17 protein-coding genes are annotated in these 15,990 nt (G+C 40.4%); 5 read left to right on the top strand and 12 right to left on the bottom strand.

Features of this window, described 5'->3' with window-relative positions; all coding sequences use genetic code 11:
- Positions 1-6: 6 nt before the first annotated feature.
- A complete protein-coding gene (locus F885_RS04950) occupies positions 7-1,125 on the top strand; it encodes a PilT/PilU family type 4a pilus ATPase (RefSeq protein ID WP_004805191.1) in 1,119 nt (372 codons plus the stop codon).
- Positions 1,126-1,222: 97 nt separating this feature from the next.
- Here F885_RS04950 and fur read toward each other — a convergent pair whose 3' ends face one another.
- The gene (fur, locus tag F885_RS04955) at positions 1,223-1,660 is read right to left on the bottom strand and encodes a ferric iron uptake transcriptional regulator (RefSeq protein WP_004655147.1); all 438 of its coding nucleotides are present in this window, start codon (positions 1,658-1,660) and stop codon (positions 1,223-1,225) included.
- A 111-nt stretch (positions 1,661-1,771) separates the two neighbouring features.
- On the opposite strand from fur, the gene F885_RS04960 reads away from it, so the two are divergent.
- The gene (locus tag F885_RS04960; protein ID WP_004805189.1) at positions 1,772-2,170 is read left to right on the top strand and encodes an outer membrane protein assembly factor BamE; all 399 of its coding nucleotides are present in this window, start codon (positions 1,772-1,774) and stop codon (positions 2,168-2,170) included.
- A gap of 62 nt (positions 2,171-2,232) precedes the next feature.
- Here F885_RS04960 and F885_RS04965 read toward each other — a convergent pair whose 3' ends face one another.
- The 11 genes from F885_RS04965 to F885_RS05015 all read right to left on the bottom strand — a co-directional run bounded on the left by F885_RS04965 (position 2,233) and on the right by F885_RS05015 (position 12,742).
- Positions 2,233-2,547, bottom strand: a complete 315-nt coding sequence (locus F885_RS04965; protein WP_004805187.1) for an RnfH family protein — start codon at positions 2,545-2,547, stop codon at positions 2,233-2,235.
- The gene (locus F885_RS04970) at positions 2,547-3,629 is read right to left on the bottom strand and encodes an SLC5/6 family protein (protein WP_005321454.1); all 1,083 of its coding nucleotides are present in this window, start codon (positions 3,627-3,629) and stop codon (positions 2,547-2,549) included. Before F885_RS04970 ends, F885_RS04965 begins: the two co-directional genes overlap by 1 nt.
- A 244-nt stretch (positions 3,630-3,873) precedes the next feature.
- A complete protein-coding gene (locus F885_RS04975; protein ID WP_004655155.1) occupies positions 3,874-4,329 on the bottom strand; it encodes a bacteriohemerythrin in 456 nt (151 codons plus the stop codon).
- A 250-nt stretch (positions 4,330-4,579) separates the two neighbouring features.
- Positions 4,580-4,984 (bottom strand): hypothetical protein, encoded by a 405-nt coding sequence (locus F885_RS04980; RefSeq protein WP_005205424.1) that lies wholly within the window; start codon positions 4,982-4,984, stop codon positions 4,580-4,582.
- A gap of 9 nt (positions 4,985-4,993) precedes the next feature.
- Positions 4,994-5,842: a class II glutamine amidotransferase gene (locus F885_RS04985; RefSeq protein WP_026057514.1), complete on the bottom strand. Its 849-nt coding sequence runs from the start codon at positions 5,840-5,842 to the stop codon at positions 4,994-4,996.
- Between the two features lie 99 nt (positions 5,843-5,941).
- Entirely contained in the window at positions 5,942-6,718 is a 777-nt protein-coding gene (locus F885_RS04990; protein WP_005190929.1) for a GNAT family N-acetyltransferase, read from the bottom strand.
- 127 nt (positions 6,719-6,845) lie between these two features.
- The gene (gene argB / locus F885_RS04995) at positions 6,846-7,745 is read right to left on the bottom strand and encodes an acetylglutamate kinase (protein WP_004655163.1); all 900 of its coding nucleotides are present in this window, start codon (positions 7,743-7,745) and stop codon (positions 6,846-6,848) included.
- 13 nt (positions 7,746-7,758) lie between these two features.
- Positions 7,759-9,180 (bottom strand): phosphomannomutase/phosphoglucomutase, encoded by a 1,422-nt coding sequence (locus F885_RS05000; protein ID WP_005321452.1) that lies wholly within the window; start codon positions 9,178-9,180, stop codon positions 7,759-7,761.
- A gap of 195 nt (positions 9,181-9,375) precedes the next feature.
- The gene (gene dut, locus F885_RS05005) at positions 9,376-9,828 is read right to left on the bottom strand and encodes a dUTP diphosphatase (protein ID WP_005321449.1); all 453 of its coding nucleotides are present in this window, start codon (positions 9,826-9,828) and stop codon (positions 9,376-9,378) included.
- 23 nt (positions 9,829-9,851) lie between these two features.
- Entirely contained in the window at positions 9,852-11,891 is a 2,040-nt protein-coding gene (gene rep / locus F885_RS05010; RefSeq protein WP_004805171.1) for a DNA helicase Rep, read from the bottom strand.
- 197 nt (positions 11,892-12,088) lie between these two features.
- On the bottom strand, positions 12,089-12,742 hold the full coding sequence (locus F885_RS05015) for a YiaD family glycine zipper/OmpA-like lipoprotein (protein ID WP_005321446.1): 654 nt from the start codon (positions 12,740-12,742) through the stop codon (positions 12,089-12,091).
- Between the two features lie 390 nt (positions 12,743-13,132).
- On the opposite strand from F885_RS05015, the gene F885_RS05020 reads away from it, so the two are divergent.
- From F885_RS05020 to minC, 3 genes are all read left to right on the top strand, one after another.
- On the top strand, positions 13,133-14,047 hold the full coding sequence (locus F885_RS05020) for an acyltransferase (protein ID WP_005321443.1): 915 nt from the start codon (positions 13,133-13,135) through the stop codon (positions 14,045-14,047).
- Positions 14,048-14,074: 27 nt separating this feature from the next.
- Complete coding sequence (locus F885_RS05025) at positions 14,075-15,133, top strand: hypothetical protein (RefSeq protein ID WP_005321441.1); 1,059 nt, start codon at positions 14,075-14,077, stop codon at positions 15,131-15,133.
- A gap of 117 nt (positions 15,134-15,250) precedes the next feature.
- Complete coding sequence (gene minC, locus F885_RS05030; protein ID WP_005321438.1) at positions 15,251-15,970, top strand: septum site-determining protein MinC; 720 nt, start codon at positions 15,251-15,253, stop codon at positions 15,968-15,970.
- The last annotated feature ends 20 nt before the right edge of the window (positions 15,971-15,990 follow it).

Genomic DNA, 15,990 nt, shown 5'->3' with positions numbered 1-15,990 from the left:
AATATCATGGATTTTAATGATTTACTCAACTTGATGATTCAACAAAATGCATCGGACTTATTTGTCACTGCGGATGTTGAACCCTCAATGAAAATTAACGGGCAGATCGTGCCTGTTTCCAAATCGAAACTTTCAGGGGAAATTGTGGGTCAACTGGTTCAATCCATTATGACCGACAAACAGCGTAAAGAATTTGCAGAGACACGTGAATGTAACTTCGCGATCATGAATCGTGAAAAGACAGCGCGTTTCCGTGTCAGTGCTTTTCAACAACGTGATATGCCAGGCATGGTATTGCGTAAGATCGAAACCCATATTCCAAGCATGGATGATCTAAAACTGCCAGAAGTGCTGAAAGAATTGGCGATGACCAAACGTGGCATCATTATCTTTGTTGGTGCAACAGGGACAGGTAAATCGACCTCTCTTGCGTCAATGATTGGTTTCCGTAATCAAAATTCCAAAGGTCATATCATCACCATTGAAGACCCGATCGAATTTGTGCATCAACATGCAGGCTGTATTGTGACGCAGCGTGAAGTCGGGATTGATACCGATTCATTTGAAATTGCACTGAAGAATACACTACGTCAGGCACCAGATGTGATCTTGATTGGTGAGATTCGTTCACGTGAAACCATGGACTATGCCATCGCTTTCGCCGAAACAGGTCACTTGGTCCTCGCTACCCTGCATGCCAACAACGCCAACCAAGCCCTCGATCGTATCATTCACTTCTTTGAAGCAGACCGTCATAGCCAGCTTTATATGGATTTGTCGCTGAACTTAAAAGCACTCGTCGCTCAGCAGTTGATTCCAACACCAGATGGTAATTCACGTCGTGCTGCGATTGAGATTTTGATCAATACACCACTTTTGGCAGATTATATCCGTAAGGGTGAAATTCATGAGATTAAAGATCTGATGAAACGTTCACGTGAGTTGGGTATGCAAACCTTTGACCAAGCCTTATTTGATCTTTATAAAGCGGGGCAAATTACCTATAAAGATGCTTTAAAACATGCGGATTCGCCAAACGACTTACGCCTCACCATCAAACTGTCAGAAGAAGGTGCAGACCAGTTATTGAGTGCCAGCCGCAACATCACCTTTGATGGTCAGTAATTCAAATTAAGCCATTAAAAAAGGGAAGGTTTTTGTAACCTTCCCTTTTTTATTTGTTCAATTTTCGTGAACACTTAGATTTTTTACTCAATACAACTTATTTTTTACGATAAGCCTCTTGGCATTCTGCATCACTACAGTAGCCATATAGATTTAAAGAGTGTCCAGTTAAGGCAAAACCATGTTGGTCTGCAACTGAATGTTGCTCTTTCTCGATAATATCATTTGTAAATTCAATAACTTTATTACAGTTTAAGCAAACAAGGTGATCGTGATGATCTTCCTGCATGATTTCGAAAACAGAGTGATTGTTTTCAAAATGATGACGCTGAATAATGCCCGCAGCTTCGAATTGTGTTAATACACGGTAAACTGTCGCTAAGCCAACATCTTCACCTTGTTCAAGCAAGGTTTTATAAATATCTTCAGCACTTAAATGATGTTGTTTTGAATTTTCTAATAATTCCAAAATCTTAATACGAGGAAGGGTAACTTTAAGTCCAGCTTTGCGTAAGTCTTGATTAGAAATCGGCATAAAAAAAGGTCTCTCAACAAATCTTAAGTTGGAATAGGCAATAGAGTTTAGATGCAGTATGATCTATCCTTGACTCAAATGCATCATCATTTATCAGGATAGTGTAGCAAAATGCAAAAAATCATGCTGGCGTTGTTCGTCACTACAGTACTTAGCGGTTGTTCAGTCTTTGGTGTTTATAAAGTCGATATTCCACAGGGAACACCATTAACCAAAGCACAAGCTTCTCAAGTACAAGTGGGCATGAGCTTTCAGCAAGTCCGTTTCTTGCTTGGTAGTCCAACAGTGACAGATCCACTGAACCCACAACGTTGGGACTACATCTACAACTATATCCCAGGTACTTATGCGAAAAAAGCAAAAATACCTGCGGCACACGGTCAACATTTAAAAGTTTATTTTGATGCGAATGGTAACGTAGAACGCTTAGAAGGTTTAGATACGATTCCAGAATCACAACCTGGTTTACCGGCATCAAAAGAAGCTATTTTGACTGCGCCACCACTATAACGGCTTTCCAGTAAAAAGAAACCCCTCATCGAGTCAATCATGAGGGGTTTTACTTATCAGCTTTATGCCTTAAAGCGATTACCTTTGATAAATCGCCCAACGGGGTTCTTTGCTGCCCGCTTACGCCGAATATCATTCGGGTTAATGGTAAGTGCCCGATAGATTTCAACACGGTCACCTGCTTGCAGGACTGTATCCGCGTCAATTCTGCTACCAAATACACCTAACTGTAAAACTTCTGGTAGTGCCGCCTGTGCTGCTAAGCCACTGGCATCAATTGCCTGTTGGGCCGTCATTCCCTCGCTAAAGCTGACAGCAATATGGAATTGCTGTTCAGGACTTGAGAAAGCGACCCATACTTGTTTAGCCTGCTCCATTACAGCACTTGTCCAATCACAGCAATGATTGCTACGACAATTGAAAGTGGTAACACGATACGGATGGCAATACGCCAAATGTTATAAAACAGCTCATTGCTAAAGCCCATTGCTTTACGCAGATGACTAATCTTCATAATCCAGCCAGCAAATACTGCGTAAATCAAGCAAATCAGTAATCCCCAAAGCATGAGCAGGCTATTAAAGATTTGTTCCACTTGCGGTACAGCCCAAACAGCAATAGCAGCAAGTAAAATCGCCCATTGGATCACGATCGCAAGCTGACGTTGTGCCAACTGTTCTTTTGCAAATTGAATTAAGAGTGCCGCTGACATGATGGCAGCAAACACCCATGCCAATGCAGGTAACTGTGCTTGCACAGAGAAGAAGCCAAAGGCGATCACAGCCAGTAATTGCGCCACCCAAATTGGCAAGGCAGTACTTGTTGCGGCGTCCTGTTTTTTCACTGCGACTAAACTACTTTGCCAGTACAAGCCTAGCCCTAAACCACTTGCAACCAAAGCAAGAACTGTTGCATTGCCCCACTCTTTAAACTCGATTCCTGTCCAATGCCAAGCCGTTAGATGAGTTCCCATGGCATTAGCAAGAATAAATGCAGCAATCACACCAATCGTTGTCAAAGCAATTAAAAATTGGCGAGGGATAAAAGATAATCCAAGTGCAGCTATGGCAAGGATTGCAAAAACAATCTGCTCTGATACAGCAAGCGTAAGCTGCTGACTCACGACATGTGTTACGGCAGTCAATATACTGCCTGCAAAGAATGGAACAAATATAACAGCCAACCAGCCCACGATACGCCATCTAGGTGAAGCATCTGCATCCCGTGTTAAGGTTGAAAGTGCTTGTAATGCCGTGGTCTGCGAACGCTTTGCTAAAGCAATTTCAAGATAACCGATGGGTAATGCCAATAGAATCATGGTGCCTAACCACAGCAACCAGAAATCGAATTGACGGTCAATCTGGATTCCAACGGTGGGTGCCAATGTGGTAATCATGACAAAAGATAGGCAAAACGCCATCACTGGTGCAAGCCAGCGTGACAGAGTTGTGTCCTGCATAATGCATTCCTTGAAAAATCTTTGAACTCATTGCGCTTTATGGAGTTTGCAATGAAATATTCAATCTATTTTGCCTTTCTCACGCCTGAAAATCAAAACAAAAGATATCGAAAGAAAGAAGCAAATCACCTTACGATGATTTGCTGCGCACGAATTATTATATTATTAAGTAGACCCCTTATGTTCACTCATACCACACCTTATTATTTTTTATCATAAGGGGTCTTTTATTATTGTCTTATTATTATGAGAAGAAACGAGAAAACCAGTTTTTCCCTTTTTTCTTTTCATTTTCTTTAATGATTCCGATCATATTTTCTTTTACAGCACCGACATAATCTGCATCATCATGACGGATATGGTTGATCAACCATTTTGATAGTGCTTCATGTAGCTCGCTATCAATTTCTTGCCCCAGCTCAAAACGCTGACGATAAGTCTCTATCTTTTTGATAAATAAGTCATGTACACGCTTATGTGGTACACGATATTTATAGTTTGCTTCTTCTTGTAAGCTTTCTTCAAAGGTAAAATGAGACTGGGTATAATCAATGATATTATCCAAAATACCTTTTAATTTTGCCCGATCATCACCCTCATTTAATTCATCAATCTCATTAATATAATCTAGAATACGACGATGCTGATCATCGATCACCTCGATTCCTGTATTATATTCGACAGACCATTTCATACCCATATCGAACCCCAAACCATATTTGATTTATTGAATAAGGATATAATATCGGCAAAGCAATTAAATAAAAACACAGCGTTTTTGTCAGATTTTAACTATTGATAAAGAAAACAAATTAAACCCTTGTTTTATATTTATTTAAATATTTTAACCGATCAAAACACTCAAGTATTTTTTAACCAACAAGAAAAAATATCTATCTAATTTTTATAAAAAATAATTTTAAAATTAAAAAAATCCAAGCAAAATAGTCTTATTTATTGTTTTGAAATGCTGCTATTAAATTTAAATCAGATAAATCCTTTTTCCGCCCATAATTTCGTTTAAATGCAGCGAGTATAGATAAATGCATAAAATGTATTCCAGCAATCACGTCAGAACTTGCCAATAGGGTTTGAAAACTTTCCTGACTGTCACCACAGTTCACATCTAGATAAGCTTCAAAACAGCCCTGATAAAGTCCTATTTTCCCATTTGGGCGAATTTTCTGGTTCCAGGTCGCTTGTAAATGACAAAACAACTCTGGGCTTACCACAAGATCAATATCTGCTGTATCACGGATACAATGTGCGGCTAATACCCCACCACCAACAACCACATACTCATCTTTGGGTAAATCTAAAGAAATTAATCGGGAGATGAGTTCACTTTTATCCATTTGAATACGTCAGTACTGATCCGCTTTGGTCACGCGTTTTAAGGCTGGATTTTCTGCTTCGCGGATTAAGCGCTCAACTCGTGTTAAGGCATGCTGAATCGGTTTACCGTGCTGGAATAAAATCATTTCCCCTGCTTGATATGCTGTCCATGCTTCATTATGGGTTAACGGCTCTGTCGTGATCACTGCAACACGATCTTCTGGCGTGGTCACTTGACTAAAATCGACTTCTACATCGAGATCAATTAAATGTGCAGGTTGAAATGGGTACTCACGTACGAGCCAATGCAACTTCGTCGTCGCATAGCTAAATAATGCTTTACCATTGGAAAGACAGAAATTAAAGGTGCCATGCTCTGCAATTTGTGGCGAGATACGTTCCAATAGTGAGAAAATCTCTTCTAAACTTGGTTCGGTATAGCCAAATGCTTCAACCATCTGATCCAGTAAATAGCAAAATGCAAGTTCACTGTCGGTATTCCCTACCGGCTCGAAACGGCCACTTAACTCAGGTTTGAAATCATGTAAATCGCCATTATGGGCAAAAATCCAATGTCTTCCCCATAGCTCACGCAAAAAGGGATGTGAGTTTTCGAGGTTGATTTTACCTTGTGTCGCTTTACGAATATGTGCAATGACGTTGCGAGACTTGATTGGATAATTACGAATCAGGTCAGCAATAGGAGATTCGACCGCAGATTGATTATCCACAAATAAGCGGCAAGCTTTATCTTCAAAAAAAGCGATCCCAAAACCATCGCAATGATCAGAGGTCACCCCTGCGCGTTGTGAAAACCCACGAAAAGAAAAAGTAATATCTGTCGGGGTGGCGCAATTCATTCCTAATAGCTGGCACATATCTTTAAACTATCAAACATCTACGCCTATTGTGCATGAGGGATAGATGGCTTGTAAATCTCAATATGTGCTCACTATTAGATTAAGAATGATAAGGCACTAACGTTGCACCATTTTGTTCATCACAAACGAGGTAGCAATCTTATTCACTTCAAGGAAAACAAAATAATCCAAGCATTTAAAATCTTCATCAAAAAATGCTTGTTTTGACAGTTTTGACTGCATTCCCAGATAGGTCTGAAACAGTTTTGGCATGCGTTCATCTTGCGGGAAACTATAGTCAGGACGTTCTGGTTCAAAGCTACGTTTTGAGCGGATATCTATGGTTTGATGATCACCCAACTGTTGGATCTGACGGTGGGTGTAATAGGCACGTGCCAAGTTATCATCCAAATGGATACTGACACAGCCCATTAAGTATTTAGCACGCATTGACCAAAGTACTTTAGGGGTCAAGTTCAACCAGAGCATGGATAGTGCTTTACCCGAGCGAAATTTAGGGTGTACACAAGTACGTCCAATTTCTAAGACACTTGGTAAATGAGATAAATGTGGGACAATTTCAAACTCTTGAGCACTGTAACTCTGCCCGATTTCATAACCTTGAAATAATTTAAGACGGGTATAAGCGACAATCTCACCTGTCCATTTTTCCCGTAACACTGCATGCTCACAGCCAAAATCATAGAGATCTTGATCTAAACCATCTTCAAAACGCATCCCAAATTGATGGCTAAATTGCGTTGCTCTAAAGCGTTGTACTTCTTGTAATTCTTTTAAATTATCCACCCATTCAAAACGGAATTGGTTTTGAGCTGGCTTGTGGCGTAAGGGTAAAGTCAATGTCTGGCGATATTGATTTAATTTTTCTAGCATAATGAAAGCTCCTTATGACTAGACCTACCTTAAATTGCTTAAATGACATTGCGATGACTAAAACATGAACAGGTCATGACAAAAAAAGAGACCTGCTTGAGGTCTCTTTTCAAATCAATAGGATGAATTAATGTTTGGCACGATTGGTAATCAGTGTACCCACACCATGATCAGTGAAGATTTCTAATAAACTTGCATGCGGTACGCGACCATCAACAATATGCGCGCTGACCACACCGCCTTTAACAGCATCTAATGCACAACCCACCTTCGGAATCATGCCACCGTAAATCACACCCGTTTCGATCAAGCGATCGACTTCTTGTGTGCTTAAGCCTGTTAATAAGTTTTTATTTTCATCCAATACACCTGTGATATTGGTCAGTAAAATCAGCTTTTCAGCACCAAGTGCTTCTGCAACTTTTCCCGCCACAAGATCCGCATTGATATTATAGGTATTGCCTTCCTCATCCACACCTAGGGGTGCAATGACGGGAATAAAATCGCTTTGGGTAAACATTTCGAGCACATCAGTTTTTACACCAGTGACTTCACCCACCATGCCCAAATCAATTTGTGAAATCGAACCATCAGCTTCCTGCTTTTCCATCAGCAATTTGCGTGCACGCAGTAAATTACCATCTTTACCAGTTAAACCAATGGCACGACCGCCATGCTTATTAATCAGATTTACGATCGATTTATTGACACTCCCCCCCAATACCATTTCAACCACTTCCATGGTTGCTTGATCGGTTACGCGCATCCCATCAATACGATCAGATTCTTGCCCTAGGCGTTTGAGCAATGAATCCACCTGTGGCCCACCACCATGCACAACGATTGGATTCAGACCAACCGTTTTTAACAACACAATGTCACGGGCAAATGAACTTTCCAACTCAGGATCCGTCATCGCATTACCACCATATTTTACAACCAGCGTTTTTCCTGCAAAACGTTGGATATACGGCAAAGCTTCGATCAAAATTTTTGCTTTATCAATGCCGATATGCTCATGTGGCATGCGTCTCTCCTTATTAAGCCAGTGCGAGTTCTTGTGCAATCTGCGGATATTGCGTTTGCAACATAGAAACAAAGGTCTGGCGAATTTCAATTAATCGGGTCTGATTATCTGCATCAAACCGCACGGTAAAATATTCGCCAGTATTTGATGCTCGAATAATGCCAAATCCATCGTCAAAATCAAGTCTTACCCCATCAATTTTACTTAAACGCGCGCTTAAACGATGACTTAAAATTTCAATATCATTTAAAACCTGCTGTGGATTGACATCATGGGTACTGATATAGGTGTCTTCAGTACAGTAGCGTTCTGGGTAAATCGCCAATAATTCAGATAGACTGACTGCGCTAGATTGAGTCAGATATTCCATCACCCTTAATGCTGCATAAAGACCATCGTCATAGCCAAAGCCACGCCCATCATTAAACACATAATGTCCAGCATACTCGCCGCCAAAGATCGCTGTACCTTGAGATTGAGACAGATAAGCACGTAAGAAACTGCTGCCAGTACGAATCATTTTGGCTTGTCCAGCTAATCGCTGTACTGTATCTGCCACCATACTTGAACATTTCACATCAAATACGATTTCTTTGTGCGGATGTTGCTGCAAGCAGATCTGCGCGAATAATGACAATAAGCGATCAGGGCTAATGATGTGTGCATTCTCATCCAATAAAACCACACGATCACCGTCACCGTCTAAAGCAATCCCAAGATCGGCTTTTTCAGCCACGATAGCGGCTTGTAACTTACTTAAATGCTCAGCATGTGAGGGATCTGGGGCATGGTCTGGAAAATGGCCATTGGCATCACAACGTAAGGCAATCACCGTACAGCCTAATTTTTCTAAAACCAGTTTGGCGCAATGCCCTGCTGAGCCATTTAATCCATCTAAGACCACTTTTAATGGACGTGCGAGTTGAATATCGGTCAGTAATGATTGCTGATATTGCAAACAGTATTTAGAAATAATCTGATGTGCCAAATTTTCTGAAAGTAGCGAATCATCACGATGTATTAAAGAAATTTGTGCAAATTGCCCGACTTGCTGAATAACTTCAGGCGTTGGCGGTTCACCTTTTAAAATCCATTTAATGCCATTATCAGACTTTGGATTATGACTCGCTGTCACCATAATCCCGTTGCCGCCAAAGTCACGGGCAATGTAATACATCATTGGCGATGAGCAACAACCAATGTTAGTGACCTTTAAGCCTTGCTGCTCAAAGGTTTGTTGGATGATATGGGCATAAGCTGGGCTGGTTAAACGTGCGTCATAACCAATCACCACATGTGTTTGTTCAGCATTTTTATATTGCGCAGCTAAAGCGTAGGCAATCGAGCTAATAATCTTCGGTGTTAAATTACTGAGCTTTCCGCGAATATCATAAGCACGGAAAACATTCAGCGGAAATGTATGTTGTATATTCACTGTAAGCCCCTATTTTTATAATCTTTGGATCCATAAAAAAAGCAGAAACTATTAAGAAATTAATTAACCCTTATTCAGAAAAATTAAAATAATGAATCAGCTGCTTTGTAATATATATCAAGGCAACAATCAATATGAAAAATGCAACGTTTTTCAGCAAAACATTGCATTTAAAGTGATAACTACTGAAAAAGCTTATTGTTTTCCAGTATGACCAAAACCACCTGCGCCACGCTCAGTCGCAACGAATTCGCTCACTTGTTCGAACTCAGCCTGTACCACAGGAACCAATACATATTGTGCTAAACGCTCACCAGGTTCTAAACGGAAGGTATTTTGTCCACGATTCCAAACCGATACCATGAGTTCACCTTGGTAATCAGAATCAATCAACCCCACCAAGTTACCTAACACAATACCATGTTTATGGCCTAAACCTGAACGCGGTAGAATTAAACCTGCAAAGTTTGGATCTTCGATATAAATCGCCAAACCTGTTTTCACTAAAACGGTTTCACCCGCAGCAATCTCAATCGCTTCATCTAAACATGCGCGTAAATCTAAACCTGCTGAACCAGTCGTTGCGTAAGAAGGCAAAGCCCACTCTTGACCTAAACGTGCATCTAATACTTTAACTTGAACTTTCATTAAAATTTCCTACTTACAATTTCTTAACGTTTCAACAATGCTTTTAAGTTGGCAAGGTACTGCTGAGCTTGTTCTTTTGGATCAACATTGGGTGCCAGTTTCTTTTTACGACCATGCCACTCCAAATCATCTTGTGGCATCTCGTCCAAGAAGCGGCTTGGCGTCATTTGACGCATTTGTCCACCATTCTTACGCTGCTCAGCAAGGGTCAGTGTTAAGCCTTGACGGGCACGAGTAATGCCTACATACATCAAGCGGCGTTCCTCTTCGACCGTTTCCGATGCAATCGAGTTCTTATGTGGTAATAGCTCTTCTTCCAAGCCAATCATATACACATAAGGGAATTCTAAACCTTTGGCGGCATGCAAGGTTAGTAAGTTCACTTTATCGGTATCTTCTTCTTCCTGCTGCTGCTCAAGCATATCTAGCAGTACCAATTTTCGAATCACACTTTCAATATTTTTCTCATCGACATCATCAGTACGATTCAACAAATTTTGAATACTGCTATACAAGCTTTCAATACTGTCGAGCTTGGTTTTCTCTTGTGCAGGGGTTGCTGCCTGCTCACGGATATAATCGATATAGCCTGCTTCGTTGATCATCTGACGAACTTTCGGCATTGGCTCATCATCATCAAGCAATTCACGGGTAAATGTCGCGATAAAATCAGCAAACTCATGTAATTGTGTTGCTGCTTTCTTCGGTAACACCATGCTTAAACGTTGGTCTGACGATGCAGTTAATAAAGACAAGGTATTTTCTTGAGCAAATAAACCGAGTTTCTCTAACGTCACTGGGCCAATGGCACGCTTAGGCGTATTGATAATACGTAAGAAGGCACTGTCATCTTCAGGGTTAATGATGAGGCGTAAATAGCTCATCACATCCTTAATTTCGGCACGCGCGAAGAAAGACTGTCCACCTGATAACTTATACGGAATTTGCATCTGACGAAGCTGAGTTTCAATCACACGGGCTTGAAAGTTACCGCGATACAGCACTGCATAATCTTTCCAGTTTTTACCATTCATCAGCTTATGCGTGATCAGATCTTTAACCACACGTTCTGCTTCATCATCATCATTTAAACAAGTGATCACACGAATGGTTTCACCGTGACCTTTATCACTCCATAGTTTCTTATCGAAAATATGCGGATTATTTTCAATTACAGCATTGGCCGCTTTTAAGATACGGCTGGTCGAGCGATAGTTCTGCTCCAGCTTAATCACTTTAAGATTGTGGAAATCATCTTTTAACAAGGCCATGTTTTCAGGCTTTGCACCACGCCAAGCGTAAATAGATTGGTCATCATCACCTACAGCGGTAAACTGTCCCATCACCCCAACTAAAAGCTTAACGAGGGTATATTGCGCAGTGTTGGTGTCTTGATATTCATCCACTAATAAATAACGAACACGGTTTTGCCATTTGTCACGCACTTCGGCATTTTCCTGAAGTAAACGTGTTGGCATCACGATCAAGTCATCAAAGTCTACGGCATTATAGGCACGCAAATTACGCTCGTAGAGCTGATACAGATGTGCAAACTGGACATCCTCAACCGTTTCACAAGTTGAGTGAGCTTGTTCAGGGACGATCAGATCATTTTTCCAGTCTGAAATTTTCTTCATCGCCTTGGCGAGCAGCTCTTTGCTCTCCGCACCTGATAAATTGTCACGCTGCATCAAATCCATCAAGATTCGTTTACAGTCATCGGCATCTAAAATCGAAAAATTGTTTTTAAGTGGTAAATGTTTTAATTCGAGGCGGAGTAAATTTAACCCAAAAGTATGGAAGGTCGAGACCGAAAGCCCTTTGGCTTCTTCACGTGAGAGTAACTTACCCACACGCTCTTTCATTTCACGCGCCGCTTTATTGGTAAAAGTCATTGCGGTGATACGATAGGCAGGAATACCACACTGTTGTACCAAGAAAGCAACTTTTCGGGTAATTACAGAGGTTTTACCTGAACCTGCCCCTGCAAGTACCAACAATGGCCCCTGAACATATTTCATGGCCTCAAGTTGCTTGTCATTAAGTTGACTGGCAGATGACATCGGTTATACCTCTCTCGTTTCCGAGCCTGATTTTTCGAGCACAATTATAGACATCTCTGTTTTAGAATCCCAATAGTAAATCTAGGGATATGTATAAATTATGATGCCTTATCCAAATAACACGCCGTAGCTTGTCGTCTATTTTGATCTGCAATAAAAAAACCACCCGAAGGTGGCTTTTTTGAAATCAGTAAAAATTACTGTTTAGCATAAATGCTGATTTCTACACGGCGGTTTTGCTCTTTACCAGCAGCAGTCGTGTTTGAAGCGATTGGGTTCGCTGAACCTAAACCTTGTGCATCGATACGGCTACCAGAAATGCCTTGACCAGCTAAGTAGTTTTTCACTGATTGAGCACGCGCTTGAGATAATGGGATGTTGATTGAGTCATTACCCGTGTTATCTGTATAACCCGTTACAAGGATCGCACTCTTGTTATCTTCACCTAAAGTCTGCGCTACTTTGTTTAAAGTACCGTAGAAGTTCGGTTTGATGTTCGATTTGTTCGTATCAAACGTAATGCTACCAGGCATGATTAATTGTACAGAACCATCTGGGTTACGGCCTACTTCTACACCAGTACCCGCCATTTGCTCACGTAATTTTTTCTCTTTATTATCGAGATACAAACCACCAGCACTACCAAGAATTGCACCAATTGCCGCAGCACGGTTGTTTTGCTTACTCGTATTTGCGTTACCCTTAGAAACACCATAACCTGCAGCAGCACCGATTAATGCACCTAAAGCTGCTTTATCGTATTCTACGCCACCAATGTTATTACCAGTCGTTTGGCAACCAGAAAGTACCAAGCCAGCCCCTACGAGTGTTGAAATTACTAATGCACGCATTGCGTTGCTCCTGTCTATGTATTTTGTTGTCTGGACAAATGATGAATGAGAAAATGGTGCTAGACCATTGATTTTTTGTTAATAATAAACACTTTATTTGTAGTTTTGTAATATTTTGATGCATTTTACTTGATTCAAGCAACACAATTTCTCCATTGTTATACCCATCTCACAACAAACACAAAATGAGAAATAAATCACAAAATAAAAAACATGCAATTTACAAGCAAACTTGACAAGATCATCTCGACCTTTGACCAATAAAAACCGATGTACGCATTTGAATATATAAAAAATGTCAATAACTTAAAATATACAGTTGTATTTCAACATCTGTTGTTTATAGTTGGAACATCTCTTTTTCAAACATATGCACTCAAGGTTCGATTTATGGCTACCGCTAATAAAAAAGCATCCCTATTGCAAAAAGTCAGTAAAGGATTAACCGTTAGTTCTGTGATTACAGGCAGTACCTTCTTTCATGGACCACCAGTACTTGCTTTAGGCCTCACCAAATTATTTAAACAATCTGCAAAAGTAGATGAAACCAATATTCAAATTACCAACAGTTGGTTAGGGGTAAATAACTGGTTAATTGATAATGTTCTGCCAAATTTACAATGGGACATCAGTATTGATGAACAACTTGATCTGAATTTGCAGGGGCGATACTTGATGATGTGTAATCATCAAAGTTGGGTCGATACCACTGTGAATCAGTATTTCGGTTTAACCCGTATGCCACTTACTCGCTTCTTTACCAAGTGGGAACTTATTTTTATCCCTTTTGTGGGACAAGCTTTCAAAATATTGGGTTTTCCAATGATGAAGCGGCATAGTAAAGAGCAGATTGCTAAAAATCCAGAGCTGAAATCACGCGATATGCTGGAAGCACGTAAAGCCTGTGAACAGTTGCTGAGTCAACCATTTACCTTATTAAATTATTTAGAAGGTACTCGCTTTACCCCAGAAAAACATGCAGCACAGCAGTCTCCGTTTCAGAATTTACTCAAACCTAAAGCGGGTGGCTTAGCTTTAGCACTCAATATTCTGGGGGATCAAATTGATGCCTTGGTTGATATGACCATTGTCTATCCTGATGGTGCACCTGGTTATGGTGAGTTCTGGTTGGGAGATGTCTCTTGCATCGCTGTCGATTTACGTAAAATAGAAATTCCAGACTGGGTCCTTGGTGGTAATTATGAAGATGACCCTGTTTATCGTGAACGTTTCCAAAAATGGGTTGATCAAATCTGGACTGAAAAAGATCAGCTGATTTCACAAATGAAAGCAAAATATAATTAATATTCTCATCAGGAATTGAGTAAAGACATGACCCAGCAGGACTCAGGACAAAACTCTAAATATAACTATGTCAATCCGAACAGTGTGTTTTTCAAACTGTTCCTCGTCTATGACATTTTCATGGTGTTTATTATTGTTTTTAACTTGTTCTGCCTAGGTATGAACTTTTTCCTGATGAGTAATATCGGGGCATGGTTTTTTAATTTTATCCATCTCTCCAGTGTGCTGGATTTTTATCGCCCCCATTTACACCCTTGGGTGATTACCACTGAAGCATGGTTCATTATCTTTTTGATTGTTGAACTGGTTGTGCGCTGGATCATCTCAATTGCACAAAAGCATCATGCGCGTTGGTGGTTTTTCCCCTTTATTCACTGGTATGAAATCTTAGCCATTATTCCGCATTTACGTTTCCTGCGTTTATTCCGTGCAGGAATTATCGCCTACCGACTCCATGAACTTGGTTATAAGGTTGTGCCAGATGGCATTCGTATCAAAGCTCTATTCTATTATCGTGTGGTGATGGAAGAGCTGTCTGATCGTGTCGTCATTACCGTGATTGATGGCATTCGACACGAATTGCAAACCAGCTCCAGTCATAAAAAAATTATTCATGATCTGGTTGATCATCATCGGCAACTGTTTACTGTGACGCTGACTTCAATGTTGCAAGAATCTTTGGCCACCGCCCTACAACAACAGCAACCGGTGATCACTCAAAAAGTTGGTATTATCGTCAATCAAGCCATAGAAGATACACCTGAACTGACGCAGTTATTGCGTCTAATCCCGATTGTGGGTGGCCGTATTGAACAACAAATACAAAGTATTGGGCAACGATTAGGGGAAAATATCAGCGCAGGTCTGATTGAACCCTTTACAGCCGGTTCAGTACAAAGACCGAATGAAAATTACCAATATATTGCTCAACAGGTCAGTGAGCTGAATATTGACAATCACTACTTGGAAGAATTGGTCGAATCTGTCGTATTTGAAAGCCTTGAAGCGATTCGAAAACAGGTAAAAGTCAAACAATGGCAGCAAACTTTGCAAGAATCTGATCAATTGGATAAAAAAGCAGAATGATTACAAGAAAAATTACCAATCAAGCTAGAGAATTCGTGTAATTTGTTCTAGCATTTGCTTTTATTTACAACACGCTTCAACACAATAGAGCGCTTAAAAAGCCCTGAAGGATAAATTATGGCTGATATACGGATTACGGGCAGAATGGTGAATTTTAGTCGTCTGACTTTTGACACTAATGACCATAATGCAATCCGACAGCAACTGAGTAGTACACTGAATGAAGGTTCTTATGTCGGCACACTCGTCATTATTGACAGTACCGTAGAACAAGAGCTGATTGCGTTAATTCAGCTTTTAATTGATTTAGGTTTACAACCGATGGCCGTCATTGATGGCATTTTGGGTAATGAAGCTCGGGCGATTCAATTCCCTGTTCTGCCTGCCGATCAGCCCTTACAACGCATCAAGGCATCTAAAGAACAAGTGGTTGATCATGCTCCTGTAAAAACAGCGGATAATGCTGCAATACAAACACCACAAAAAAACACATCGAATGCATATATCACCTCTTATCATGATGAGATTTTGCGTACAGGCCAATGTTTGGTCCAAGATCAAGGCGATATTATCTTAAATGCGGGCATGAATAGTGGATCAGAAGTGATTGCATCTGGAAATATTCACATTTATGGCAATGCTCGTGGTAGAGTCATTGCAGGTGCAGGTGGGCAAGCTGCAGCACGTATTTTCTGTCACTCTTTAGAAGCAGAATTAATCTCGATTGCAGGAACCTATTGTGTAGCAGATGATATTCCCAAAGATATGATCAAAAAGCCTGTACATATTTATTTAAATAACAAGCAAGAACTTGAATTTGAAGCCTTGCAGTTTTAATTTATTGAATTGAGTTTTAA

This window comes from Acinetobacter higginsii (genome assembly GCF_000369845.1).
Taxonomy (GTDB): domain Bacteria; phylum Pseudomonadota; class Gammaproteobacteria; order Pseudomonadales; family Moraxellaceae; genus Acinetobacter; species Acinetobacter higginsii.
The sequence above is the reverse complement of the archived record's forward strand: the minus strand, read 5'-3'. Positions and strand labels throughout refer to the sequence as shown.